Origin of the sequence: Nocardia sp. NPDC050406 (genome assembly GCF_044459025.1) — a bacterium.
Lineage (GTDB): Bacteria > Actinomycetota > Actinomycetes > Mycobacteriales > Mycobacteriaceae > Nocardia.
This window is the reverse complement of sequence record NZ_JBITIM010000001.1, coordinates 1,572,220-1,594,773: the sequence shown is the minus strand read 5'-3', so window position 1 is coordinate 1,594,773 and position 22,554 is coordinate 1,572,220. Positions and strand designations below refer to the sequence as shown.

The following is a 22,554-nucleotide window of genomic DNA, read 5'->3' as shown; positions in this document are numbered from 1 at the left end:
ATCCCACAACTCGTCACGCTGACAAGCGATTTCGCGTATCGAGAGATCGGAACGGCGGATCTCGGGCGGATCTGAATGGTGTGCGCCGCCCGTGAGCCTTTCGGCGGGTCGCTCAGTGCTGGCAGAGCCATTCGGTGCCGTAGTGCCCGGCATTGCCACCTTCGAGATGGACCCAGTGTCCGTCGCCCTCGCACGCCGCGCCCTCGACCGGGTTGCCGTTCGGCGGCGGTGTGGGCGTGGTGGTTTCGACCGGCGGCGCGGTGGGCTCGGGTCCGGCACCGTGGTTGGGGTTGGTGCAGATGGTGCCCTCGCACGGCACCCAGGTGCCGTCGCCGTTCGGGTTCGGGATGGCGTTGGGGCCGACGTAGCTGCCGAGCGGGCAGCCGGGGTCCTGGTTCTTCGCGCAGTACTCGGCGCTCAGATTGTTGCCGGTGGAGCCGTCGGCTCCGCGCCGCTCGGTAGTGGCCGCTGCCGGTGCGGGCTGGGGCACGGTGGTGCTCGGCTGGTCGTGCGCGGCCGCGGTGCTGGTCGTGGCGGATACGGTCGTCTTCGCGACCGTGCTGGTGGTCGGGGCCGGTGTCGAATCGTCGTTCGAGCAGGCCGCGGCACCCAGGATCAGGGCCATACCGGCGAGAACTGTCAAAGAACGCTTCATTCGGTGCTCGCTTTCGTCTCCGTCGATCAGGCCTGGCAATACGAACTCGGCAAGGCGAGGATTACTTGCAGACCGCGTCGCTGATCGGCTGCAGGATCGGCAGCAGGGGGCTGGTCTTGCCTCCGGTGGCTTCCACGAGGAAGACCAGCGGGTAGGCGACGATGGTGCAGACCGGCGAGGGCGGCGGCGGTGTGGCGGCCGCTGTGCCGGTCGCGGCGACGGAGGCGGCGGCGAGCGCGCCGCCGACGATGGCGGTTCCCAGGAACTTACGCATGGTGTCGGTCCTTTTTGTTCGTCGTTAACTCTCAGGTTGCCAACGATCGGCTACTTGATCAGTAGACTCAAACATCAGACGTATGTCAAGCATGGGGATGTGCGCCCATTGCGCTGGTAGAAGCAGATGAAAGGTGGATCTACCTTGGCGGAACTGTCTAGGATCGCTCGGAACATCAGCTTGTCGAAGCGGGTTGCCACCGAGTTGCAAGATCGCATCTCGTCGGGAGAATGGCCGGTCGGAAGCAAGATTCCGGCTGAACCGGAACTGGTCGCGGCGCTCGGTGTGAGTCGCAGCACCCTGCGCGAGGCGGTGCGTTCCCTCGCGCAGGTCGGCATGCTCGAAACACGCCCCGGCGACGGCACCTATGTCCGCTCGGACAATGCCCTGCGCTACCCCCTGCTCGACCGCATCGCGCACGCGCAGGTACGCGATGTCCTCGAGATCCGCGCCATGTTCGAGGAGTACGCGGCCCGCTTGGCGGCGCAGCGCTGCACCCCGGCCGGAGCGGAGGATCTGCGCAGCAGACTGGCGGATATCGAAATGGCTGCCGCGCAAACGAATTCGATGCAGGAGCTACTTCCGGTCGGCCTCGCGCTGTTCCGCAGCCTGAGCGAGATCACCGGCAATCAACTCCTCACGGAGCTGTATCAGCATTTGGCCCCCGCGACACCGCGAGAGCTCATGACCTCGTTCAGTGACGAATACCTCGTGAGCTGGCAGCGGCAGCTCGCCGAACTGGTCGATGCCATCAGCGCCAATGATCCCGATCGTGCCGAACAGATCATGCGGCGCTTGCAGATCGAGGGCATCGACGAACTGACATGAACCGCGACCGTGTCCGCCCACCGGTGGCGGCATTCAGATTGCGGTGCAATATGGCATGAGATCATTGTGCGGACAGGTGTCGTTCCACAGGAAGGGATCATGCCGAAAGCGCTCGCCAGAGAAGAGTTGCAGGCGCGGACACGTGCGGATGTGCTCGCCGCCGCACAGGAGGTGTTCCTGTCCAATGGCTTCCACGCGACCTCCATCGCACAGATCGCCGCCGCGGCGGGCCGCACCCACGGCGCGATTTATGGACACTTCCCGAGCAAGGAGGCGCTGTGTCAGGAAGTGCTCCGACTGCACTATGAGCAATGGCTTGCCGATGTCACCGCCGCCGTCCTCGCGGTGACCGACATCGCGGCCAAACTCGCTGTCGTGGACGGTAAGTGGCGCGCCCTCAACACCGAGACCGCATGGGCGACCCTGGCGGTCGAGTTCGTATTCGCGTCACGCCAGGACCCGGTGCGAGCTGCGTCTATCACCGAGACCGCGACAGCCCTCCAGGCGGGAGTCCGCCTCCTGTTGATCAGCCAGGCGGCGGGCACGGATATCGACGTCGACCCGGATGTTGTCGATCGTGCCGCAGTCTCGCTGGTGGCGCTCGGTCTGGGTCTGGTGATCGCGGGGGTCCTCGGCACCGTGGACGCCGACTCCTCGGCGGCTACCGCGATGGAGAACACCCGAATGTGGTTGGCGCGCTGCGGAGTTCCCGAGGATCAGCTGGTCGGGTGAATACCGGTCACGGTGCCGCGGCGTCGGGTTGCACAATGCCGCTGAAGAAGAGCGCCACCGTGATCGTGCACTCGGTGAGAATCGCCTCGCGGTCCGTGGCGTTGGCGATGAGGGTGTTCGATGCGCACAGTAGCCGCAGCAGTAGCCGGGCGGTCGTGGCGAGCGGAATTCCGTCGCGCAGTTCGCCCCGGTCAGCCAGCGCGGTCAGCAGCTCGAGCAGGGGCGGCAGCACCAGCTCGTCATCGATAGCGACGTACTTCTGTTCGCCGAGGACTTCGGGGGCCTGCCGCAGCAGTTCGCGGTGTAGCGGGTCGGTGACCGACCGCTGGGCGAATTCATAGGCGCAGGCCAGCGCCGACTGTATCCCCTGCCCGGGTGCGCCAGCGCGAATCGTGGTGACAGCCTCGCGGATCAAGACCGCCGCGTCGCGCAGTCGATCCGCGAACAACTCGATGAACACGGCCTGCTTGTCGGCGAAGTGACGGTAGAACGCGCCCTTGCTGATCCGCGCGGCCGCAGTGATGTCCTCGATGCTGGTCTGGGCGTAGCCGCGGTCGACGAAGGCGGTACGTGCCGCCTCCAGCAGCGCCTCACGGGTCTGCGCCGTGTACATCTGTCGTCTGGTCGGCACGTTCGTCATGGTCATGGCTCTTATTCACCTTCGTCTCTACGTCTCGAAGCCTACCTAACGACCACTTGTTGATTGGAGGTTGCCGATTCGGCAAGCTCACCCCGTCAGGCGCGGACGCCCGAGGCCGACTGCTCGACGAAGGCGGGGTGCTGAGCGAGACGATTGATCGTCGCATCGTCGGCGTATTGACTGAGCTCGATGAGTTCGGGCATCGCCGCCTCGCGCTCGGCGAGCAGCACCAGATTGCCGAGGAGCCGGTCGTCACAGGCTTCGAAGAGCGAACGCGCCAGAGGTGCGGCCACCTTGGAGTCCAGCCGGGCGATCACCGACAGCGCCGCCAATGTCGCTGCGGGCGCGCCGGTGGCCGCCGCGCCGATGATGCGGTTGCGTCGCGCGGTCGGAATCACATCGAGAATCTCGCGCACGCGATCGGCGTCAGCGATGAGCGCCGCGGTGTGCAGCAGGCCCTCGTCGTCATCGATGCCCTGTACGAGGGCGCGGATCAGATCGTCGGTGCAGAACTCGAGGAAGTGGGCGGCGACGGCGAAGTGTCTGCGGCGCAGCAATTCCCGTGCTGCGGGAACCAGCGCTTCGGCGGGCACCCTCGGGGCGAGTGTCGGGATAACGCGCGGGTCGACGTAGACGGCGGCATCGGCCAGATAATCGGTCCGCATGCGGCTCAGGACACCCGCGATACGGTCGGGGTGATCGATCCCCAGGACGCCTGCGGCCCGGCCCGCGACCTCGGCCGGAATGGCCTTCTGCGCGACGCTGACCACCAGCGAGTCGGGCATCAGCGGTGCGAGTTTGCTGATCTTCGCGAACGTGGGTGCCAGGGCATCGAACAATTCGTCGGACAACCGCGAGGTGAGCGCCGCGAGCTGGGCGGGGGTCAGCCGCCGCAGCGACGCCAGCGATTCCGGTGGGGTGTCGAGCAATTGGGCCAGCAGGGCCAGGCGAGCGGTGGCGATCGAATCCGTCATGGCGGCTCTACTTTCCGAACAGGATCTTGCGGGCGGGAATGCGCATGAGTCGCGGCAACACGGTCAAGGCGTCGTCGATCGCGCGGTCCAGACTGCGCTGCTGGGTCAGTCGTGCCTGCCGCAGCAGGTCGGAGAGCTGGCGAGACTCCTCCGGCGTGAGCAGCGCGAGAACCTCCGCGGGTTCGCGCAGCTCGGACAGCAGCGGTTTACTGTCGGTCATGGTTTATTCCCTTGTCGCGGAATGAAAATGAGAGAGCTGGCGGGCTATTTCAACGGCAGCGCACCGTCGGAGCCACCGACGTCGGTGACCTGCCAGTCCGAGTTGGCATCGACGGTCACGGTGTAGGTGACCGTGGTGCGCGCGCCGTTGGGGTTCTGGCTGTTGGTGGAATTGACGTCGACGAACACATTCACCTTGTAGACGTCGTCGGAGCGTGAGACCACCGTGGAGCCGATCGGCGTCGCGGTCGAATTCCATTGCAGCGGAACGAGAATCTCTTCCAGCTTGGGAGCCGTCGCATCGAACTTCGTGGCCAGGGCGGGGGCGGCGTTGGTCTTGAGCCGTGCGACCCACCCGGTGATGTCGTCGAATTTCACGGTGGCCGAACCGACGGCGTACTCGGTGGCGACCTGCTCGGCGTGGCGGTCGGCCGCGGCGGCCTCGTCCCGGACGGACAGGTCCTGGCGCGCCGAGATCAGCATCCAGGACAGTGCGACGACGGCGACCGCCAGTACGGCGACGACGGTCGCGAAGGCCACGGTGCGGACATCGACCGAGATGGACCGTCGCGTCGAAGGGCGTTCCGGCGCAGTGGTTTCCGAGTCGCGGGTATCGGGTTCTTTCGTATCGATGGACATGGCGTCGACGACCTTTCGGGTGGGTTACTTGACGGTCAATTGCAGGCGCAGCGTGCCGTCGGGACTGGTGGCATGCAGGGCCTGGCTGATCAGTGCGCTCAGATCGAGCTGCGCGGCGGTGCCGGTCGCGGTGTCGGCCAACGGTTTCAGCAGCGGGAGCAGCGGTTTCAGCTCCGGGCCGACGGCGTCGAGCTTGTCGGAGAGCTGGTCGAGGAACGGGGTCAGGCCGACACGGGTCTCGTCGTCGATACGGAACCCCTCGGGCATGTTTCCGGCGCGGATCATGCCCGCCAAGGTGGTGGCGACCTCGGAGACCTTGGGCCCGAAGTCCTGCCAGGGCTGCGCGGCGTCACCCATGGCCGCGCCGATGGCACCGAGGCGCGTCGCGTGCGCTTGGAGATCGGTGAGCAGTTGGTGCAGGACGGCACTGCGGCTGAGCAGTGTCGCGGCGAGCAGATCGGTGGCGCGGGCGATGCCGGGGGTGAGGGTCTCGGTTCCGGCGAGCGCGGCGGAGAAGGTGTCCACGATCGACGCCAGCGCCGTCGGATCGACCTGGCGCAGCAGGTCCGTGGTCGCCGCGGCCACCTCGGGGACCGAGGCCGGAGCCTCGACGGCGGCGGCGTCGATGGTCTGCCCGTCGCGCAGGTAGGGGCCGTCGCCATTGGGCGGGCGAAAGTCCAGGTACGGTTCGCCGAGCGCGGACAGCGCTTCGATGCGGACGATGCTCGAGGTCGGAATCGGATACTCGGTGCGGATCGTCATATCGACCCGCACGTCGGTGGCGGTATGCGCCACCGAGGTCACCCGGCCGACCTCGATACCGGAAAGCAACACCTTGGAATCGGCGACGAGACCGGCGGAGTCGGGCACGTTCAGGGTGGCGGAGAGGGTGTCGGTGCCCCATCCCACCCGGACGACGCCGAACAGAAGATATGTGCCGCCCACCACGAGTAGGACGACAATACTGGCCAGGGAGGCCGCGGCGGTCGGCTTCATCGCACCATTCCGATCATGCGCAGCGCGTCCACCATGGCGTCGACCTGATTGTCTTGGCCGCCAGCGGATTCGGTGGTGACCGAGGTGATGTCGACCGCGGGGTTCGCGGCGAACGGAATCACCTTGTCGTGCAACAGGGCGACGAGCCGATTGAGGTTCGATGGCGCGTCGAGGTCCAAGGGGTTGGCGGCGAACAGCATGGGCACGAAGGCTTTCGCGGCACTGTCACCGGCCTGGATGAGCGGACCCAACCACACCAACGCATCGGCGATCACGCTGAGACTGCCGACGATGCCCAGGGTCTGCGCGAGCGAATTGGCATCGGCGGGAATCTCGGTCGCGCCGCGTTCACTGAGCAGCACCTCGAGTGCGTCCCGATTGTCGAGCACCGCCGAGAGATTGGCTTGCAGACCGTCGAGAAGCCGGTCGACACCGTCGAGATGAACACTGATGTCGTCCACATCGCGGCCGAGGGTCTCGGCGATGCGCGCGGTATCGGCCGGGTCGTCGGGCAGCGCGGCATTGGTCTGGTCGATGATCTGCTGAACCTGGTGCAGCGCACCGCCGCCCACGAAGGAGGAGAGCCCGAGCAGCAGATCCTCGACCTGGAGCGGCGGTTTGGTCTGGCCGACGGGGATGGTGGCGTCCGCGGCCAGCGGCGCACCGGATTCGGGCGGGCTTAGCGCGATGTAGATATCACCGAGGATGGTGGCCTGCCGCAGTTGCGCGGTGGTGGCGGCGGGCAGGCGCACATCCTCGGCGATATCGACGACGGCCTCGACATAGCCCGGGCTGTCGGCGGTCGGGTCGACAATGCGGACCGACCGCAGACTGCCGACCTTCGCCCCGTTCGCGACGACCTTGGCCTGCGCGGGCAGGTTCAACGCATTGGCGAACTGGATACGCAGCGGATAGGTCGGCCCGGACACCGCGGCTCCCGGGACCGGAAGTTTGGCGGGATCCAGGGCGCAGCCGGAGGCGGTGCTCACGGCGGCGGCCGTCAGCAGGGCGAATGCCTTGCGACGCAGGCCCGGACGAGTGTGCGGAGCAGTCATCGGGCACCGGCCAATCCGAGGACGAAGGGAACGAGATCGGTGCCCGACAGGCCATTGCTCGCATCGGGGCAGCGACCGGGCGTGGCGGCCTGGACGGCGGCGCACAGCGCGTCGGCCCGGTCCTGCGGCAACGCGACCCGCGGCGGCGACCAGGTGACACGGGCTGCGCCGGTGTCGGGGTCGACCAAGCGCTCGAAGGCCCCGGTGAATACCGGGAGCATCTCCAGAAGTTGTTGCAGGCCACCGATATTGGCCGCCAGCAGCTTGGTGTAGGGCACCAGTTCGTCGAGTCCGTTGAGGATGTCGCGCCCGTACTTCAGCGAGAGGTTGTTGAGCCAGGGGAGTAGGACCGTCAGCGATCGCACGATCTGCACCACGCCGTCCCAGATCTCGTTGACGAGGCTGATGCCCGGTGCCGCCTGGGTGACCATGGTCTCGATATCGGCCCAGTTGATCGCGACGCTGGCGGAGATGGCGGCGAAGGAGTCGATGAGGGCACCGATATTGCCGATGGCGGCATCGGGTTGCTTCAGCGCGGAGGCCAGATCCCGGATCACCTGGTTGAGCCGGGGCCCGGTCCCGGAGGTGGCCTCGGCGAAGGCCTGTACACCGTCCCGCAACCGATTCCGCTCGCCCGCCTCGCCCCCGCCGTTGAGCTGATCGGCCAAACCGGTGAAGGCATGCAGGGTTTCGCTGATGCTCTTCGGCGTGAACGTATTGGTGATGCAGGTGCCGAGCTGCCAGTCCGGTTTCGGTCCGATCTCCCCGAGCACCTCGAGCTCTCGATCGGCGACCAGGGTGTCCGACACACTGGTCGCCAGCACATCACCGCGCAGGCGATGATCGGCGTCGACGGTGAATTCGACACGAGCGCGGCCGTCGCGCGGTGTGACGGTGACGATCTCACCGACCGGCATGCCGAGCTTGGTGACGTGGTTGCCCGGGTACAGGCCGACCGCATCGGGCATATCGGCGCAGTAGGTGAGGGTGGGCCGGGTCGGGTCGGCGACCACGAGGTATCCGGCGATGGCGAGCAGCGTGACGAGCGCGACCCCGAACGCGGTGACGAACCCTTGCGAGGAGACCAGGCGTTTCACTGCCTCAGCACCCCCGTCCGGGGACCGGGATACAGAATTCGGGTGCGTCCGCGACGAGCGCGGACTGGTCGACGGTGACGCCGTCGGCGGGGGTGACCGCCGCGGTCAGGCGTTCGCGCAAGTCGGTGAATCCGTTCTGGACGGCCAGCAATCGGGCACCGATGTCCTTCAGCTGAGGCAGTGTTCGGTGCAGTGCGTCGACCATCGGTTCGAGGCGCTCACGCCACACCGGCTCCAACGCGGCGAGGCGGGCGAGCAGCTCACCCAGGACCCGAATCGTCTCCTCGATCTCGGCTTGTTTGCTCAAGCCCAGGGTTTCCAGCATGCCGACCTGGCGCACGAAGGTGCCCAGCAGCGACTTGTTGTCGGAGATATTGCGCAGGTATTCGGTGCTGACCGTGAGCGCGCGGGAGATATCGTCGTTCTGGCGCTCCAGTATCCCGACGAAGTCCAGCATGGCGGTTCCCATGCGCCGCAACGCCTCCGGGCTCGCGGTGAGCGAGTCCTGCATGGCGGCGAAGTTCTCGCGCAGGGTCGCGCCGTCGATCTTGTCGATCGGTGCCGCCGCGTCCTGGAGCGTGCGCACGAGGCTGTAGGGCAGCCGCACCCGGTCCATCGGGATGGTCGTAGAACCCAGAGGCTTGTCTCCAGCCGGATGCGCCGCGATATAGTGCCCGCCGACCGCGGTGAGCATGCGCACATCCAAAGTTGTTTGGTCGCCGAGGAATACGGAGCGGTCGATGGTGAATTCCATCCGCACCCGGTCCTCGCGCAGCTCCAGCCCCGACACGGTGCCCACGCGCACCCCGGCCACCCGGATCTCGTCCCCGGTTTGCACCGTGCGGGCCTCGGCGAGGTCGGCGGTGTAGGTGGCTTTCCCGAACGGCACGAAGTGCAGGACGGCGGCCGCGACCAGCATGGCGGCGACGGCCAGTGCGCCGTACAGACCCCAGCGCAGTTCGCGTCGCGCGATCCGGTCCGGGTGATGGGCGGGCTGGGCCTTGCGCTCGGACCGCCGTGAATTCAGTTGCGGCATACCGAGATCCTTTGTCCGCTGACGAGTACGGCGACCGGGGTCGGCAATTCGGCCGCGCCCTTGGAGCAGGTGAGATCCACCTGTCCGGCGGTCCCCGGTGCGGGGAGGAGATTGGCCAGGTTTTGCAGCAGGCCGGGCAATTTGCCCAGCACGTCGAGGGCCTGGTTCGGGTCGGGGAACAGTCGTCGCAGCGTGTTGTCCAGGGTGGGGTTGCTGTCCTCGGTGAATCCGAGGGTGGCGAGCAGACTGTTGAGCGGAGCCAGCGTCGAGGGCGAGACAGCGGCGAGTCGAATGAGACCGTCGAGCTTTTCGCGGAAGACGCTGAAGACGTCAGCGAGCCCGCGCAACAGCACCGTCAAATACGGTGAGCGCCCGCCGATCTGCTGGTCGATGCCCTGCAAATTGGCGACGATGGCCGACAGTACGGTCTGGCGGTCGCTGACGTATTGGCTCATGCGCTCGAACGCGTCCAGCGCCGGGCCGATGCCGTTGCCATCGCCCTGAATCACCGCCAGCGCCGATTCGCTGAACTTGTTGAGCGCCTCCGGGGAGAACTCGCGCAGCACCGGTTGCAGACCGTTGAACAGTGCGGTGATGTCGAAGGACGGGATGGTCTTGTCGAGGGTGACCAGCGTGCCCGGCGCGAGCGGTTCGCCGGGCTTATCGGGTTGGCGCAGATCGATATAGCGCTGCCCGGTCAGCGACTGATAGCGGATGGCGGGCACGGTGTCGGCGTAGAGCGGGCGGTCCCGGTCCACGGTGAACCGGACGACCGCGGTGGCCGCGGCGAGGTCGATCGCCTCGACCTTGCCGACCGGCACGCCGTACATGCGCACGTCGCTGCCGACGCGCAGGCCGCTGACATCGCTGAACTGGGCGCGATAGTCCTCGGTGTCGGTGCCGAGGGGACGGGTGATGGCCGTGACGATGACGATCAGCAGCACCACGATCACGGTGCCGAACAGCGCCAGCCGCCACAGCACCCCGGGCACGGTGGTCGGTTTCATCGAGGTCCCTCCGGGGCGGTCAATGCGGCGAAGGCCGACTGCCCGAGCAGCGGGACGCCGAGACCGGGCAGGCCACGCAGACCGATCGAGACCTGGAGTCGCGGTCCCTGTGGGGTATCGGCGAAGAGCCGGTCGAGGCGGCTCAGCAATTCGGTCAATTCGGCCTGGGAGCGTTGCGGCGCGGTGACGGTCGCGGCGATGGCGGCCAGTAGCGGCGCGGCGAGATCGGCGTAGCCGCCGAGTTGGGTGTGTGCGGTGTGGAGCGTGGACGCGATGCCGGGAAACAGCTCGTCGTTGATCATGGCGACGCCCGCGTCGTACCCGGGACGGTCGGTGACGAAGGGTTCGATCTCTAGGACGTTGTGTAGCAGTACGAAGGTCGATGACGCGAACTGCCCGGTGCCGTCGAGGAGTTGGGCGTACTGGTCGATCAGATAGGACGACGCGTACCTCTGGGTATCCGCGACGGTGCGGCCGAGGTCGATCATGGCCCGCAGGATCGGTGTGAACGCCCGCAGGTCGGCGCTGATTCGAGTGAGCATCGCGGTCAGCTCCGGCGTGAAGACCTTGTCGGAGGTTTCGGTGAGCGACCGCAACAGCGTCCCCATCGTGGCGTCGGCGGTGCGACCGGTCAGATCCAGGATCGAACCGTCCCGCAACGCCTGCCCGCCATTGCCCGAACGCAGTGCGACAGCGGTGATTCCGAACAGATTCCGTGCCGCGTACTCCAACTGCACGGTGTCGGTGAGCCCCGTGACCTGCGCGCGGTCGAGTTCCACGCTCACCAGCTGACGGCCGTTCGCGGCGGGGTCCACCGCGGTCACCCGGCCGACATCGACGCCATCGAAGATCACGTGCGTCCCGGCTGTGACGCCGTCGCCGACCTGGTCGGTGCGCAACTGCAGCCGCAGGCCGTCGGATCGGTCCTGCTGCCCGACGACGGTCACCGCGACACCGGTGCACACGGCCAGGACGACCGCGACGAGGCCGGTCAAGCGCGCACCGAGATGGCTGATGTTCACTCCGGGAAGACTGAATTGCGGCATCGCCCTCACCCCGTGAATTCGATCGCGGAGTTGACACCCCACAGCGCCATGGTGAGCACCATGTCGAGCACGATGATCGCGACGAAGCTGGCACGAACCGCCCGCCCGGACGCGACCCCGACGCCCTCCGGGCCGCCGGTGGCGAAGAACCCGTAGTAGCAGTGGATGAGAATGACCGCGACACCGAACACCAGAATCTTCAGCACTGCGGCGAAAACGTCGTAGCCGCTGGTGAATTGGAAGAAGTAGTGGTCGTAGACCCCACCGGCCTGCCCGTGCAGCAGCACCACCACCGCCGAGCACGAGAAGTACGACAAGATGAGCGCGATCAGGAAGGTCGGCACGATCGCGACCGCGCCGCCGATGATGCGGGTGGTGACCACGAATGGAATCGACCGCAGGCCAAGCGATTCCAGCGCGTCGATCTCCTCCGAGATGCGCATGGACCCGATCTCGGCGGTCATCCGGCAGCCCGCCTGGGCCGCGAACCCGATCGCGGCAACGATCGGCGCGAGTTCCCGCGTATTGGCGAACGCCGACACCACCCCGGTCACCGGGCCCAGCCCGATCAGATCCAGGACGGCGAAGGCCTGGATGCCGGTGGCCGCGCCCATCGCGATGCCGAGCACCACCAGCATGGGAACCGCACCGCCGCCGACGATGAAAGACCCACGGCCCCAAGTCATATCGGTGATGGTGCGCAGTGTCTCGCCCCGGTAGCGGCGCAGGGTCAGCGGTATCGCCGCCAGCGACTGACCGGTGAAGCGCAGGGCGAAGCCGAGGCTGTCGATCGGCGCGAAGACGCCGCCGCGTGCCGCGACCAGGCGCGATGCCCAGCGGGTGCCCTTCGGGCGGTAAGGAGCGACTGTCATCATGCCACCTGGACCGGCAGGAACATGGTGACCACCTGGGTGATCACCAGATTGACCACGATGATCCCCGCGACCGACAGCACCACCGCGGCATTGACTCCGTCGGCGACACCCCTCGGGCCGCCTCCGGCTTCCAATCCGCGCTGGCACGCCACGATCACCACGATGAAACCGAACAGCAGGGCCTTGGCCAGCGAGATCCAGATATCGGTGAGCGAGGTGAACGCCCCGAAGGTCGCCCAGTAACTGCCCGGCGTAACGCCCTGCGCGCCAATGGCCACCACATACCCGGCCAGCACCCCGACGAAGATGATCAACACGTTGAGCAGCGGTGCCACCAGCAGCATCGCCACCGCGCGCGGAATGACCAATCGATGCACCGGGCTGATCCCCATCACCCGAAGCGCATCGATTTCGTCGCGAATGGTCCGCGCGCCCAGATCCGCGGCGATCGCCGACGCACCCGCACCGCCGAGCAGCAGTCCGGTGGCGATCGGCGCGCCCTGCTGGATCACCCCGAGTCCACCGGCCGCGCCGATCAGCGAATCGGCACCGAGCTGATGGATCAGATTGCCTACCTGGATCGAGACGACCACGCCGAACGGAACCGCCATCAGGACGGCGGGCACCGCGGTGACCGTGATCAGATACCAAGTCTGCGTGAGGGTTTCACGCCACTGGAAACGCCCGGAGACCACGTCTGTCACCGCACCGCGCGCGGTCTCGGCGGCCAGCATGACCACGCGCCCGAACGTGCGCAGGCTCGAGCGCGCCGTGCCGGACAGGTTCGCCGCAGCCAGGCGGGCGATCTCTTTCCCGTCGTTCGGAGGTGACAGCCGTGCCCGGGTCATCGTGGTGAGCCCTTCGAGTTCTCGGCCGCCCGGATCGGCGGGGTGAGCTGCCGGAGACCGGCACGCTCGGTGAACCCGCGCAGCACCGCGCTTCCGAACGCGGCCAGTGGCCCGTGTACGCCACTGACCTCGGGCGGTCGGGCGGTGAGCGACGTGGCGGCGACCGCCAGCAGGCGGGCGGTGAACTCGTAAGGCTCCGGCCCCTCTACCACAGCCGTGGCCGACGTCGTACCGTCGGCGTCGATCGCATTGGCGGCCACGAGGGTGCGGCCGGGGAGCGACGGCATGGTGCCCTGCCACGGCAGGTGTTCGGCGAGCCATTTCGTCGCCGACACCGCCGCCCGCGAGCGCAGCGCGGCCCCGCCGACCGCGGTGATTCGCTGAATGGCGGGCGTGGCGGCACCGAACCAACCGAGTCCGACGTCAACGCGCTCGAGGTTGCCGTACACATCGGGCAGCCCGAAATGTTCGGACCCTCCGATGGTCATCGCCGTGCGTTCGGTCCCGTCGATCACGAACCGCAGCAGGCGCTCTCCGCTGGCGGCAGTCCGCAGGCCGTACGAATCGCCGGGGGCCTTGCGGAACGCGAACGACGGCTCGGCCACGACACCGGTCAGTGACGCCCTGGTCCCGGGGGTGGTCAGGTCCACCAACTGTCGCAGCGTCGGAATCCGGTCGCGTCCCGGTGTGCCGGGGAGACCGGGCGCGAGAAAGTACCCGATCTCCACCGCGACCGCGGCCGGTCCCGCGCTGTCCAGCGCTGCCGCCGCCGCGATGTGTCCAGGGACGAAGTCGTAGCCGAACGCGGGAATCATCACCGCGCCGTTCTCGGTGGCAACCGGCCCCAGCGTGCGAAACATCCACTCGATGAACGGCGGCTCACCGGTCGAATCCAGATAGATCGCACCGGCTTTCGCCGCCGACCGGGCGACCTCCCGACCGAGCCGCTGGAAAGGCCCGACCGTCGAGATGACCACATCGTCACTGCGCACCAGATCATCGAGGGCACCCGGAACCGAGACATCGGCCGCGACGACCTCACACTCCAGCGCCGACGCGCGAGCGCGCTCCCGCATGCGCTCCGGATTTCGGCCGACGAGCACGACATTGTCGGCACGCTCGTCGGCGAGGGCACCGAGAGTTCGGGAGCCGGTATAGCCGGTCGCTCCGAGCAAGTAAATCTGTGACACCGGTTCCTCCCGCAGTACTACGTCGATCGACACCCTGAACGGGCGGTAGTGGTCCACATCACCCTCGGTGTCTGTGGAGGAGATTAATGAATACAGGACACAAAGTAAACCTGGGTCATATAGTGTCCCTCATTCGATGTGAACCCGCCGGGCAGTTCGTCGGGGTGGGACGGCACCGAGCAGCGATTCATGTAGCAACAGTTGCTGGATAGTATTGCTATTTGAATGCGGACCGCAAGGCATCCTTGGTGGCGGCCGCATTCGGCCCGGCTCGTCGCGGTTAGAATCGGCGGCGACACAATCGATCGGCCGAAGTTCGAGGGGACGGTGCGTCATGGCGGGCGGACGTGCGCGGATGAGCCGCGCAGAGTCTCAGCAGCGCACCCGAGAGGAAGTGCTGAACGCGGCCGAGGACCTCTTCCTGACCTACGGCCTGCACGGCACCACGGTCGCCAAGATCGCCGCGGCAGCCGGTCGCACCCAAGGCGCGATCTATGCCAATTTCGACAGCAAGGAAAACCTCTGCGCAGAGGTGCTGTTGCGGTGCTACATGCGCACATTCACCGCGCTCCTCGGCAAGATGGCCGGATCGCCGGGTGCGCTGGATCGGCAGCTGGATTCGCTGGTCGATTGGTGGAAAGAGCTGATCGACGACGAGAGCACGATCGCGCTGGCGGCGGAGTACGCCCTGGCAATCCACAAGAATCCCGTCCAACTCGCTGTCTCGCAGGGGCATATCGAGATGGCGCGCAACATGCTCGGGGCGGCGTTGTTGACTTCTCTTCCATCCGGGGTGTCCGCCGCGCAGCGTGAGCTGGTGATGAACGCCCTGCTCTCGACCGGTGTCGGCGTGGCGCTGGGGCGCACGCTCGGCGTGGTCGACAGTCATGAGGCCGGTGAATTGCTGATTCGCACGGCCCGGCTGTGGCTGGCGGACCTCGCCACCGGCGACGCGACGGTCTGAGCTTTCGACTCATCCCATCTGAGTGGTTGGCGCAGTCCTCCCATGCTCGAATTTGGGATTGCGGCGCAATCTAAATTGTCTTACTCTCTGGTTCTACGAGGCATGTGGACCGACAAGGGAGTCGATCATGACCGATGAGCCCACCCAACCCCCGGTTCGATGGGGGTGCCGACCGTGTCGGTGACAGTGGTGACGGGAGCCGGGAGCGGCATTGGGCGGGCGACCGCCCTGCGCTTCGCACGCAGAGGCTCGACGGTGATCGTGGCCGATATCGATGAGCGGACCGGCAAGGAAACGGTCGAGCTGGTCGCCGGTGCCTGTGGCCGAGCGGTGTTCCGGCGGCTCGACGTCGCCGATGTCGCCGACTGGGAGAACTTCACCGACTGGGTCTGTGCCGAATACGGCGTCCCCGACGTCCTGGTCAACAATGCCGGGATCCTGATCGGTGGCGGGTTTCTGGAGCAGACGACCGCGGACTGGCGTCGGATGATCGCGATCAACATGATGAGCCCGCTGATCGGTTCGCGCCTGTTCGTCCAGAGGATGACCGAGGCCGCGGTGGCTGGACACATCGTCAATGTGTGCTCGGTCGGAGCCTTCCTGCCAACACCGGTCGGGCCGTCGTATGTCACCGCGAAGGCCGGAGCCTGGTTCGGCACTCAAGCCTTGCGAGCCGAATTCGGCAAGCAGGGCATCGGTGTCAGCGCGATCTGTCCCGGATTGATCCGCACCAATCTGGCCGCCAATGGCAGTCGCGGGGGAGGGGATGAGAAGGGCAGCGCGGACTGGGCCGCCAAGTTGGGCGGCGTGCACCAGTATTTGGGCCGTTCACCCGATCGGGTGGCCGCCGCGATCGAGCGTGCGGTGCGCTGGAATCTGTCCACCGTGCCGGTGGGACTCGAGGCGTGGCTGGGCTGGTACGCCTACCGGCTCTCTCCCTCGCTGGTCCGCGGCGTGACCGGGCTGCTGACGATGTCGCTCGCCGACACCCTCACCGACCGGGCACACAAGCTGCTGGGCGGTGTGCGATGAGGACCGTGATCGTGACCGGCGGCGCTGCCGGAATCGGGCGGGAAACCGCAAAGCTCTTCGCGCGCAAAGGGAACCGAGTCGTCATCGCCGATATCGACGAGATTGGCGCGCGCGGTGCGGCCGAGGAGATCGCCGAGGCGGGCGGCCTCGCGGTGGCTCGGCGGCTGGACGTCTCCAGCGAGGAGCAGTGGAACGATTTCGCCGAGTGGGTGTTCGCCGAGTTCGGTCCCGCGCACGTGCTGGTCAACAATGCCGGTGTCATGGACCTCGGCGGTTTCGTCGAGACGAACGCCGCACAGTGGCAGCGCGAGATCGACATCGACCTCATGAGCGTCATCTACGGCTCGAAAGTGTTCGCCCAGCAGATGATCGACCACGGGGTGCGCGGGCACATCGTCAATCTGTCCTCGATGGCGGCCTGCTTTCCCTCCCCGCTGGAGCCCGCCTATGGCGTGGCGAAATCGGCGGTACTGATGGCGAGTCAGGCGCTGCGGGTCGAGCTGCGTCGACACGGTATCGGTGTGACTGCCATCCTGCCCGGAGCGATTCGTACGGATCTGGTCGCCAACGGGCAGCGGTCCGGCCTCTCCGAGACTGACGCCGAGCGATGGCGGGCCGAGGCGGGTGGCATGCAGAAGTACGCCTTCGGTGGTCCGGACAAGGTTGCGCGGGTTATCGAGCGCGCGGTGCGCCACAACTGGGCCATCGTGCCGGTCAATGTCGAGGCGTGGGCGCTGTACGGCCTGTTCCGGTTGTCGCCCAGTCTGACTCGCGAGGTGCTCAGCCGGGTGTCGTTCGATCGTCTGGAAGCGCTGATCCCGACGGCGCGGTCGCTACTGGCCGGGGTGACGGGCAAATGAGGGAAACAGCAATGACATCCACCCCCGATGCCCCCGAATTCGACGTCGTGGTGATCGGCGCGGGCTTCGGCGGCATCAATGCCGGTGTGCAGCTGCGCAAGGCCGGAATCGAGAATTTCGTCATCGTCGACAAGTGGGACAAGGTCGGCGGCACCTGGAACGCCAATCACTATCCCGGTGTCGCGGTGGACATTCCGTCGTTCATCTATCAGTTCAGCTACCACCAGAAGGGCGACTGGTCGCGGTTGTTCGCACCCGGCCACGAGATCCAGTCCTATGCCGAGGAGGTCGTCGACGCCCACGGCCTGCGGTCGAAGCTGCGGTTGCGTACGGCGGTGACCGGCTGCCGGTTCGACGAGGCGACCGACGTGTGGCACGTGAGCACCGACTCCGGAGAGCTCACCGCGCGTTTCGTGATCGCGGGCGTCGGTGGCCTGGAAGTGCCGAACCTGCCCGATATCGCGGGCATCGACGGTTTCTCCGGCACCGTTCTGCACACCGCCGCCTGGGATCACAGTGTGGATCTACGCGGTAAGCGCGTCGGTGTGATCGGTACCGGAGCCAGTGCGCTGCAACTGATTCCGGAGATCGCGAAGACGGCCGCACAGTTGACGGTGTTCCAGCGCACCCCCATCTGGGTCGCACCCAAACCGGATTGGAAGGCGGGCCCGGTCACCAAGGCCGTCCTCGGCAGCCGGTTGCTGCGAAATCCACTGCGCGGCATCGGCATGGTCGGCGTCGAGATCGGCGTGGGCGCGGGAATGGTGCACGGGCGCGCGATGATGCCGCTGATTCGGGCGGCGGAGACCGCGTTGAAGCTGTGGATGCGCACCCAGATCAAGGATCCGCGCACGCGCCGCGAGCTCACCCCGAAGTATCTGCTCGGGTGCAAGCGCCCGTCGATGCACAACGAGTACTTCAAGACCTACAACCTGCCGCACGTGGATCTGGTCACCGATCCGATCGACAAGGTCACCGCCGATGCGGTGGTCACCGGCGACGGCACCGAACACGAGATCGATGTGCTGGTCTGCGCCACCGGATTCAAGGTGATGGCGAAGGGAGCCACACCGCCGTTCCCGGCGCTGGGACGCGACGGTCAGGATTTGAACGACTACTGGGAGCGCAACCGCTACCAGGCGTACCAGGGTGTCACGGTGCCCAGGTTCCCGAACATGTTCCTGGTCATCGGCCCCTATGCCTATGCGCCCGGCTCCTATCTGGTGCTCATCGAATCGACCGGCAAGCACGCGATCCGGGTGATCACCGAAGCCATGCGACGCGGGGCCACCCGTGCGGAGGTCCGGCAGGAACCGCATGACCGCTACTTCGAGGATATGCAGCGCCGTGTTGCCCGCACGCCCTTGGTCACCTCGGCCTGCCACGGCTCCAACACCTACTACCTCAACCACCACGGAGACCCGGCCGCTTACCGCCCGTCCAGCGGCGTGGAGATGCGCTGGGCGAACAAACATTTCCCGCTGTCGGACTACCGGTTCACCCGGACGGCGGCGCGGCTGATCGGAGGCGCGAGCGCATGAACAACCCACCGCAGTACGAGGTCGCCGTCATCGGAGCCGGTCCGGGCGGCATCGCCGCGGGCGTCAAGCTCCGCCAGGCCGGGATCGAGGATTTCGTCATTCTCGAGCGCTCCGACGAGGTGGGCGGCAGCTGGCACGAGAACCACTATCCGGGGTTGGGGGTGGACATCCCCGCAGTGGCCTACCAGTACTCGTTCGCGCGAAACGCGAAGTGGAGCAGGGTTTTTCCGCTGGGTGCGGAGGTGAAGGCATACCACATGGAGGTGGCGCGCCGATTCGATCTCTATCGGAACGTGCGCTTCGATACGAACGTCGAACGGGAGGTGTGGGACGACGAGGGCGGGTACTGGAAGCTGCACACCGGCGAGGGGCCGGTCGTCACGGCGCGCTTCCTGATCAGCGCGGTCGGCGCGTTCGTGCGGCCCAAGGCCGAGGTGGGGATCCCGGGGGTCGACTCGTTCGCGGGCAAGGTGCAGCGGCCGACCGACTGGGATCACGACTACGACATGGCGGGCAAGCGTGTTGGCATTATCGGCACCGGAGCCAGTGCGGTGCAGATCATCCCGTCCATCGCCCCGCACGTCGGCACGCTCACCGTCTTCCAGCGGACTCCGGTGTGGTCGATTCCCAAGCCGGACTTCAGGATTCCGCCCACGGCGCAGAAGGTGCTCGCCGTCCCCGGTGTCCAAGCCGCCTTGCACGGCGGGGCGCTGCTCGTGATCGACTCGGTCCTTCGCGGCGTGGTGAAGGGGCCAAATCGGACCGTGCACACGGTGATGGACCAGTTCGACGCCGTCTGTATCGCGGCCTACCGGCGCTATGTGAGCCGCGTGGTCCAGGATCCGGCGACGCGGGAGCGGCTCACACCAAACTTCGGGTTGTTCGCCAAGCGGCCGACCATGTCCAACGGATACCTGAAGGCCTACAACCGCGACAATGTCTCGTTGGTGACCGACTCCATCGAGACGATCACCCCGACCGGAGTGCGGACTCGCGACGGCGTGGAGCACGAGTTCGACGTACTGATCCTGGCCACCGGCTACGAGGTGTTCTCCGATCCGGAGACCTACCGGCCGGGAACAGTGGTGGGCCGCAACGGTTTCGACCTGGCGAAGTTCTACAACGAAGAGGGCTTGCAAGCCTACGAGAGCGTCTCGGTACACGGGCTGCCCAACCGTTGGACGCTGTGCGGACCCTACTCGTGGACGGGCTCGGGCTGGCACGCCTTCGTCGAGATGACCTCCGACCACGCGGTGCGCGCCATCACCGAGACGCGCGGCCGGGGTGCGGCGATCTGCGAAATCCGCAAGGAAGCCGCCGACGCGTATCACCGGCGCATCTACCATCAGGGTGAAACGCTGCGCTATTACCTGGCCGACCTCAATGGCCACGTCCCGACCTACTACCGAAACTCCCAGGGCGACACCACCTATGTTCGGCCGTCGGGGTTCTTCGAGGCCCGGCGCGGAAACCGAAAGTTCCCGCTCGACGACTACCTGTACACGACCGTGCCCGAAGGAGTACCGGCATGACCGCCACGATGGGTAGTCCCGGCCTCCCTGCGGCGAAACCCGGCGAGGTGAGCATCGAACTGGTCAACCGTGCCGACGTCATGGCGCGCGTCTCCCATGCGCTCGCGCGCGCCACCCTGCGGCCCGCACTCGACAAGGTGGCCGACCTGGCACAGCGCGGACCGCTGCGGGGCACGCCAGCCTTCCGGATCGCCAATGCCGTCGAGCTGGTCACGGTGGCTTTGCGCGCGCCCCGAGGCACCCGCCGACGCCCGCTACGCTTCCCCGATTTCCGAGCGGAATGGTTGTGGCACAAGGATATTGCCGCTCCAGAGGACACCGGGCAGGGCGTGATCCTGTACTTCCACGGCGGCGGTTTCGTGACCGGTGGCCTGCACAGCCATCGCCGACTCGCGGCGCGCATCGCCAACGCCAGCGGCGTACCGCTGTTGAACGTGGACTACCGCCAACTACCGAAGGCGCACATCACCGAGACGGTCGTGGACGCCCTCACCGCCTACCGGTATCTGCTCGAGCAGGGCTTCTCGCCCGAGCGGATCGTTTTCGCCGGGGACTCCGCGGGCGGCGGCCTGGCCTTCGCCGCCGCGCTTGCCGCGCGCGACGGCGGCCTGCCGGTGCCCGGCGGCATCGCGACTATCGCACCGTGGGCCGACCTGGATCCCGCCCTGCGCCACGCGCACCCCAACAATGCGAAAGACGCGCTGCTGTCAGCGTTTTCGCTCTCCATCCCGGCGCTGACCGGCTTTGCCCGCGACGGTGCTCTCGTCGCGGCCTGGTCTCCGGTGAACCACGACTTCTCCGGCATGCCACCGGTTTTCATCCAGGTGGGAGCGCAAGAAGTACTGCTGGCGGATGCCGAACTGTTGGTCCGGCGCTGCGCCGAGTCGGGGGTGCCGTGCACTCTGCAAATCTGGGACAAGGCGATTCACGTCTTTCACGCGGGTGCCGACATCCTGCCGGACGCACGTGCTGCCATTCGGCAGTTGGCGGAGTTCAATCGCGCCATCGTCGGCAACCACCCATTGCCTGTCCTCGGTCGAGACCACGCTGCTTGAGCTTCGGCCCACGACACGTGATATTCGGAGAGAAGGACAGAATGCAGATCGCCATTGTCGTGTATCCGGGGATGACCGCGTTGGACGTCATCGGCCCCTATGAGCTGCTGCATACGATCACCGGTGCTGAGCTGCGGTTCGTCTGGCATGAACCGGGGCCGATTGTTGCCGATAGCGGCGTTCTCGTGCTGGCGGCCACGCACTCGTTCGATGAGACGCCCAGTCCGGATCTGGTTTTGGTCGGTGGGTCGATGGCCTCCACAGTGCGGACCGCCGCAGATGAGCGCCTGCAGGCCTGGCTCCGTCAAGTGCATGCGACGTCGACGTGGACGGTGTCGGTCTGTAGTGGCTCGGTGCTGCTCGCCGCGGCCGGGCTGCTCGAGGGGCGGTCGGCGACGAGTCATTGGGCCGCGTTGCCATTGTTGCGAACCCACGGCGCGAAGCCGGTCGGTGACCAACGAATCGTGCGGGACGGGAAGATTGTCACCGCTGCCGGTGTGTCGGCGGGGTTGGACCTGGCGCTGTGGCTCTACGGCGAGATCGAGGGTCGCGACCGGGCGGAAGCGGCGCAGCTGTTGATCGAGTACGACCCACAGCCGCCGTTCGACAGCGGGCGCCTCAGCAAGGCCAGCGCGGCGACCAAGGCCCGTGCTGGCGCGCTCGCCAAGCGGTTGATCTCGCGTCAGGAGCTTACCGGGGAAGCGGTCGCCATCTCGAAGGTGTTGTGGACCAATATGATCGACCGCGTCCGGGGATTGCGGACGCGTCACTGACGCTCGACCGTGACCGGCGATCGTCCGTCGCGCCGTTCGCCGGTTCAGCCCTGGCGGTCCCGCAGTATCGCCACGCCGGGGCCATCGAGTTGTTCCAGCGCGGCGGCGCGTCCCGCGATCGCCATGATGATGGCTTCGCCGGGGCCGCGAACCTCCGGACCGTCGCCGTGGGTATAGGCGATGTCGGTGGCGACGAAGCGCAAACCGCGCATTCGCCGACCGGGGCGGATGAACGGGTCCGGGTGCCGCAGGACCATGGATAGCCGCTCGACGGGAATATCGCGCGGACGTCCGAGGGGGCGGCGGATGTCTTGGTGGTGGATCAGTAGGTCCGCCAATGCGATGGTGGGCGCGAAGGTGTACCCGACACCCCGGTCGATCGTCGATTCGAAGCGTTCCACCAACTGCGCGGTGCTCAGTGAGGAACCTCGCCGGATATAAAGTTCGTTGAATTTCGCCGTCGAACCACCAACGCGCACAGTCTCATACGCATAGTGCGCCAAAGAGGTCGTCTCGTTGAGCAAATGCGCGACGACATCGCGGATACGCCATCCAGCACATAGTGATTCGATCTCCCAGTCGGATTCGGACAGCGAGCCCAACAGGGTCGCGAGGTCGTGCCGTTCCTGGCTCAGCAGCATCCTGACATTGGCAATTGTCGTGGCCCGCTTGCTCATTGGTAGCTC

At 66.6% G+C, this 22,554-nt stretch carries 24 protein-coding genes and 1 pseudogene; 9 read left to right on the top strand and 16 right to left on the bottom strand.

Translation table 11 applies throughout. From position 1 onward, the window contains the following. Positions 1-112: 112 nt before the first annotated feature. Positions 113-451 (bottom strand): annotated as a pseudogene (locus ACIBH2_RS07685) (hypothetical protein); the annotation flags it as partial. Positions 452-716: 265 nt separating this feature from the next. Further along, entirely contained in the window at positions 717-929 is a 213-nt protein-coding gene (locus ACIBH2_RS07680; RefSeq protein WP_397114570.1) for a hypothetical protein, read from the bottom strand. 180 nt (positions 930-1,109) lie between these two features. On the opposite strand from ACIBH2_RS07680, the gene ACIBH2_RS07675 reads away from it, so the two are divergent. Both ACIBH2_RS07675 and ACIBH2_RS07670 read left to right on the top strand, forming a co-directional pair. Then, positions 1,110-1,757 carry a FadR/GntR family transcriptional regulator gene (locus ACIBH2_RS07675; RefSeq protein ID WP_397114568.1) on the top strand — a complete coding sequence of 216 codons (648 nt, stop codon included), beginning with the start codon at positions 1,110-1,112 and terminating at the stop codon, positions 1,755-1,757. A gap of 99 nt (positions 1,758-1,856) precedes the next feature. Next, positions 1,857-2,489 (top strand): TetR/AcrR family transcriptional regulator, encoded by a 633-nt coding sequence (locus ACIBH2_RS07670; protein WP_397114566.1) that lies wholly within the window; start codon positions 1,857-1,859, stop codon positions 2,487-2,489. A 7-nt stretch (positions 2,490-2,496) separates the two neighbouring features. On the opposite strand, the gene ACIBH2_RS07665 is transcribed toward ACIBH2_RS07670, so the two are convergent. The 13 genes from ACIBH2_RS07665 to ACIBH2_RS07605 all read right to left on the bottom strand — a co-directional run bounded on the left by ACIBH2_RS07665 (position 2,497) and on the right by ACIBH2_RS07605 (position 14,111). Further along, positions 2,497-3,135 (bottom strand): TetR/AcrR family transcriptional regulator, encoded by a 639-nt coding sequence (locus ACIBH2_RS07665; RefSeq protein WP_397114564.1) that lies wholly within the window; start codon positions 3,133-3,135, stop codon positions 2,497-2,499. A gap of 89 nt (positions 3,136-3,224) precedes the next feature. Then, positions 3,225-4,103, bottom strand: a complete 879-nt coding sequence (locus tag ACIBH2_RS07660; RefSeq protein WP_397114562.1) for a hypothetical protein — start codon at positions 4,101-4,103, stop codon at positions 3,225-3,227. Between the two features lie 7 nt (positions 4,104-4,110). Beyond that, positions 4,111-4,323: a hypothetical protein gene (locus ACIBH2_RS07655; protein WP_397114560.1), complete on the bottom strand. Its 213-nt coding sequence runs from the start codon at positions 4,321-4,323 to the stop codon at positions 4,111-4,113. Positions 4,324-4,367: 44 nt separating this feature from the next. Further along, positions 4,368-4,961 (bottom strand): hypothetical protein, encoded by a 594-nt coding sequence (locus ACIBH2_RS07650; protein ID WP_397114558.1) that lies wholly within the window; start codon positions 4,959-4,961, stop codon positions 4,368-4,370. A 24-nt stretch (positions 4,962-4,985) separates the two neighbouring features. Beyond that, positions 4,986-5,957: an MlaD family protein gene (locus tag ACIBH2_RS07645; protein ID WP_397114556.1), complete on the bottom strand. Its 972-nt coding sequence runs from the start codon at positions 5,955-5,957 to the stop codon at positions 4,986-4,988. Beyond that, complete coding sequence (locus ACIBH2_RS07640; protein WP_397114554.1) at positions 5,954-7,012, bottom strand: MlaD family protein; 1,059 nt, start codon at positions 7,010-7,012, stop codon at positions 5,954-5,956. Before ACIBH2_RS07640 ends, ACIBH2_RS07645 begins: the two co-directional genes overlap by 4 nt. Further along, complete coding sequence (locus tag ACIBH2_RS07635) at positions 7,009-8,109, bottom strand: MlaD family protein (protein ID WP_397114552.1); 1,101 nt, start codon at positions 8,107-8,109, stop codon at positions 7,009-7,011. The genes ACIBH2_RS07640 and ACIBH2_RS07635 overlap by 4 nt, the downstream gene beginning before the upstream one ends. A gap of 4 nt (positions 8,110-8,113) precedes the next feature. Next, complete coding sequence (locus ACIBH2_RS07630; protein ID WP_397114550.1) at positions 8,114-9,145, bottom strand: MlaD family protein; 1,032 nt, start codon at positions 9,143-9,145, stop codon at positions 8,114-8,116. Continuing rightward, positions 9,133-10,152: an MCE family protein gene (locus ACIBH2_RS07625; RefSeq protein WP_397114548.1), complete on the bottom strand. Its 1,020-nt coding sequence runs from the start codon at positions 10,150-10,152 to the stop codon at positions 9,133-9,135. The genes ACIBH2_RS07630 and ACIBH2_RS07625 overlap by 13 nt, the downstream gene beginning before the upstream one ends. Then, positions 10,149-11,174, bottom strand: coding sequence for an MlaD family protein (locus ACIBH2_RS07620; protein WP_397114546.1), 1,026 nt, complete (start codon positions 11,172-11,174; stop codon positions 10,149-10,151). Before ACIBH2_RS07620 ends, ACIBH2_RS07625 begins: the two co-directional genes overlap by 4 nt. Positions 11,175-11,203: 29 nt before the next feature. Then, positions 11,204-12,070: an MlaE family ABC transporter permease gene (locus tag ACIBH2_RS07615; RefSeq protein ID WP_397114544.1), complete on the bottom strand. Its 867-nt coding sequence runs from the start codon at positions 12,068-12,070 to the stop codon at positions 11,204-11,206. Beyond that, positions 12,070-12,921: an MlaE family ABC transporter permease gene (locus ACIBH2_RS07610; protein ID WP_397114542.1), complete on the bottom strand. Its 852-nt coding sequence runs from the start codon at positions 12,919-12,921 to the stop codon at positions 12,070-12,072. The genes ACIBH2_RS07615 and ACIBH2_RS07610 overlap by 1 nt, the downstream gene beginning before the upstream one ends. After that, positions 12,918-14,111, bottom strand: coding sequence for a saccharopine dehydrogenase NADP-binding domain-containing protein (locus tag ACIBH2_RS07605; RefSeq protein ID WP_397114540.1), 1,194 nt, complete (start codon positions 14,109-14,111; stop codon positions 12,918-12,920). Before ACIBH2_RS07605 ends, ACIBH2_RS07610 begins: the two co-directional genes overlap by 4 nt. Positions 14,112-14,445: 334 nt before the next feature. On the opposite strand from ACIBH2_RS07605, the gene ACIBH2_RS07600 reads away from it, so the two are divergent. From ACIBH2_RS07600 to ACIBH2_RS07570, 7 genes are all read left to right on the top strand, one after another. Further along, positions 14,446-15,075: a TetR/AcrR family transcriptional regulator gene (locus ACIBH2_RS07600; RefSeq protein ID WP_397114538.1), complete on the top strand. Its 630-nt coding sequence runs from the start codon at positions 14,446-14,448 to the stop codon at positions 15,073-15,075. A 174-nt stretch (positions 15,076-15,249) separates the two neighbouring features. Further along, positions 15,250-16,107 (top strand): SDR family NAD(P)-dependent oxidoreductase, encoded by an 858-nt coding sequence (locus tag ACIBH2_RS07595; protein ID WP_397114536.1) that lies wholly within the window; start codon positions 15,250-15,252, stop codon positions 16,105-16,107. Then, positions 16,104-16,967, top strand: coding sequence for an SDR family NAD(P)-dependent oxidoreductase (locus ACIBH2_RS07590; RefSeq protein ID WP_397114534.1), 864 nt, complete (start codon positions 16,104-16,106; stop codon positions 16,965-16,967). Before ACIBH2_RS07595 ends, ACIBH2_RS07590 begins: the two co-directional genes overlap by 4 nt. A gap of 11 nt (positions 16,968-16,978) precedes the next feature. Beyond that, positions 16,979-18,508 carry a flavin-containing monooxygenase gene (locus ACIBH2_RS07585; protein WP_397114532.1) on the top strand — a complete coding sequence of 510 codons (1,530 nt, stop codon included), beginning with the start codon at positions 16,979-16,981 and terminating at the stop codon, positions 18,506-18,508. Next, positions 18,505-20,040 carry a flavin-containing monooxygenase gene (locus tag ACIBH2_RS07580; RefSeq protein ID WP_397114530.1) on the top strand — a complete coding sequence of 512 codons (1,536 nt, stop codon included), beginning with the start codon at positions 18,505-18,507 and terminating at the stop codon, positions 20,038-20,040. The genes ACIBH2_RS07585 and ACIBH2_RS07580 overlap by 4 nt, the downstream gene beginning before the upstream one ends. Continuing rightward, positions 20,037-21,095, top strand: a complete 1,059-nt coding sequence (locus ACIBH2_RS07575) for an alpha/beta hydrolase (RefSeq protein ID WP_397114528.1) — start codon at positions 20,037-20,039, stop codon at positions 21,093-21,095. Before ACIBH2_RS07580 ends, ACIBH2_RS07575 begins: the two co-directional genes overlap by 4 nt. A gap of 41 nt (positions 21,096-21,136) precedes the next feature. Beyond that, positions 21,137-21,868, top strand: coding sequence for a DJ-1/PfpI family protein (locus tag ACIBH2_RS07570; protein WP_397114526.1), 732 nt, complete (start codon positions 21,137-21,139; stop codon positions 21,866-21,868). Between the two features lie 44 nt (positions 21,869-21,912). On the opposite strand, the gene ACIBH2_RS07565 is transcribed toward ACIBH2_RS07570, so the two are convergent. Next, positions 21,913-22,545: a maleylpyruvate isomerase family mycothiol-dependent enzyme gene (locus ACIBH2_RS07565; RefSeq protein WP_397114524.1), complete on the bottom strand. Its 633-nt coding sequence runs from the start codon at positions 22,543-22,545 to the stop codon at positions 21,913-21,915. Positions 22,546-22,554: the final 9 nt, after the last annotated feature.

What these genes read in the sequence shown, in the direction of transcription:
- ACIBH2_RS07680 (WP_397114570.1), bottom strand. Translation starts at nt 929, where the DNA reads ATGCGTAAGTTCCTGGGAACCGCCATCGTCGGCGGCGCGCTCGCCGCC.
- ACIBH2_RS07670 (WP_397114566.1), top strand. Translation starts at nt 1,857, where the DNA reads ATGCCGAAAGCGCTCGCCAGAGAAGAGTTGCAGGCGCGGACACGTGCG.
- ACIBH2_RS07665 (WP_397114564.1), bottom strand. Translation starts at nt 3,135, where the DNA reads ATGACCATGACGAACGTGCCGACCAGACGACAGATGTACACGGCGCAG.
- ACIBH2_RS07660 (WP_397114562.1), bottom strand. Translation starts at nt 4,103, where the DNA reads ATGACGGATTCGATCGCCACCGCTCGCCTGGCCCTGCTGGCCCAATTG.
- ACIBH2_RS07655 (WP_397114560.1), bottom strand. Translation starts at nt 4,323, where the DNA reads ATGACCGACAGTAAACCGCTGCTGTCCGAGCTGCGCGAACCCGCGGAG.
- ACIBH2_RS07650 (WP_397114558.1), bottom strand. Translation starts at nt 4,961, where the DNA reads ATGTCCATCGATACGAAAGAACCCGATACCCGCGACTCGGAAACCACT.
- ACIBH2_RS07645 (WP_397114556.1), bottom strand. Translation starts at nt 5,957, where the DNA reads ATGAAGCCGACCGCCGCGGCCTCCCTGGCCAGTATTGTCGTCCTACTC.
- ACIBH2_RS07640 (WP_397114554.1), bottom strand. Translation starts at nt 7,012, where the DNA reads ATGACTGCTCCGCACACTCGTCCGGGCCTGCGTCGCAAGGCATTCGCC.
- ACIBH2_RS07630 (WP_397114550.1), bottom strand. Translation starts at nt 9,145, where the DNA reads ATGCCGCAACTGAATTCACGGCGGTCCGAGCGCAAGGCCCAGCCCGCC.
- ACIBH2_RS07625 (WP_397114548.1), bottom strand. Translation starts at nt 10,152, where the DNA reads ATGAAACCGACCACCGTGCCCGGGGTGCTGTGGCGGCTGGCGCTGTTC.
- ACIBH2_RS07615 (WP_397114544.1), bottom strand. Translation starts at nt 12,070, where the DNA reads ATGACAGTCGCTCCTTACCGCCCGAAGGGCACCCGCTGGGCATCGCGC.
- ACIBH2_RS07610 (WP_397114542.1), bottom strand. Translation starts at nt 12,921, where the DNA reads ATGACCCGGGCACGGCTGTCACCTCCGAACGACGGGAAAGAGATCGCC.
- ACIBH2_RS07600 (WP_397114538.1), top strand. Translation starts at nt 14,446, where the DNA reads ATGGCGGGCGGACGTGCGCGGATGAGCCGCGCAGAGTCTCAGCAGCGC.
- ACIBH2_RS07590 (WP_397114534.1), top strand. Translation starts at nt 16,104, where the DNA reads ATGAGGACCGTGATCGTGACCGGCGGCGCTGCCGGAATCGGGCGGGAA.
- ACIBH2_RS07585 (WP_397114532.1), top strand. Translation starts at nt 16,979, where the DNA reads ATGACATCCACCCCCGATGCCCCCGAATTCGACGTCGTGGTGATCGGC.
- ACIBH2_RS07580 (WP_397114530.1), top strand. Translation starts at nt 18,505, where the DNA reads ATGAACAACCCACCGCAGTACGAGGTCGCCGTCATCGGAGCCGGTCCG.
- ACIBH2_RS07575 (WP_397114528.1), top strand. Translation starts at nt 20,037, where the DNA reads ATGACCGCCACGATGGGTAGTCCCGGCCTCCCTGCGGCGAAACCCGGC.
- ACIBH2_RS07570 (WP_397114526.1), top strand. Translation starts at nt 21,137, where the DNA reads ATGCAGATCGCCATTGTCGTGTATCCGGGGATGACCGCGTTGGACGTC.
- ACIBH2_RS07565 (WP_397114524.1), bottom strand. Translation starts at nt 22,545, where the DNA reads ATGAGCAAGCGGGCCACGACAATTGCCAATGTCAGGATGCTGCTGAGC.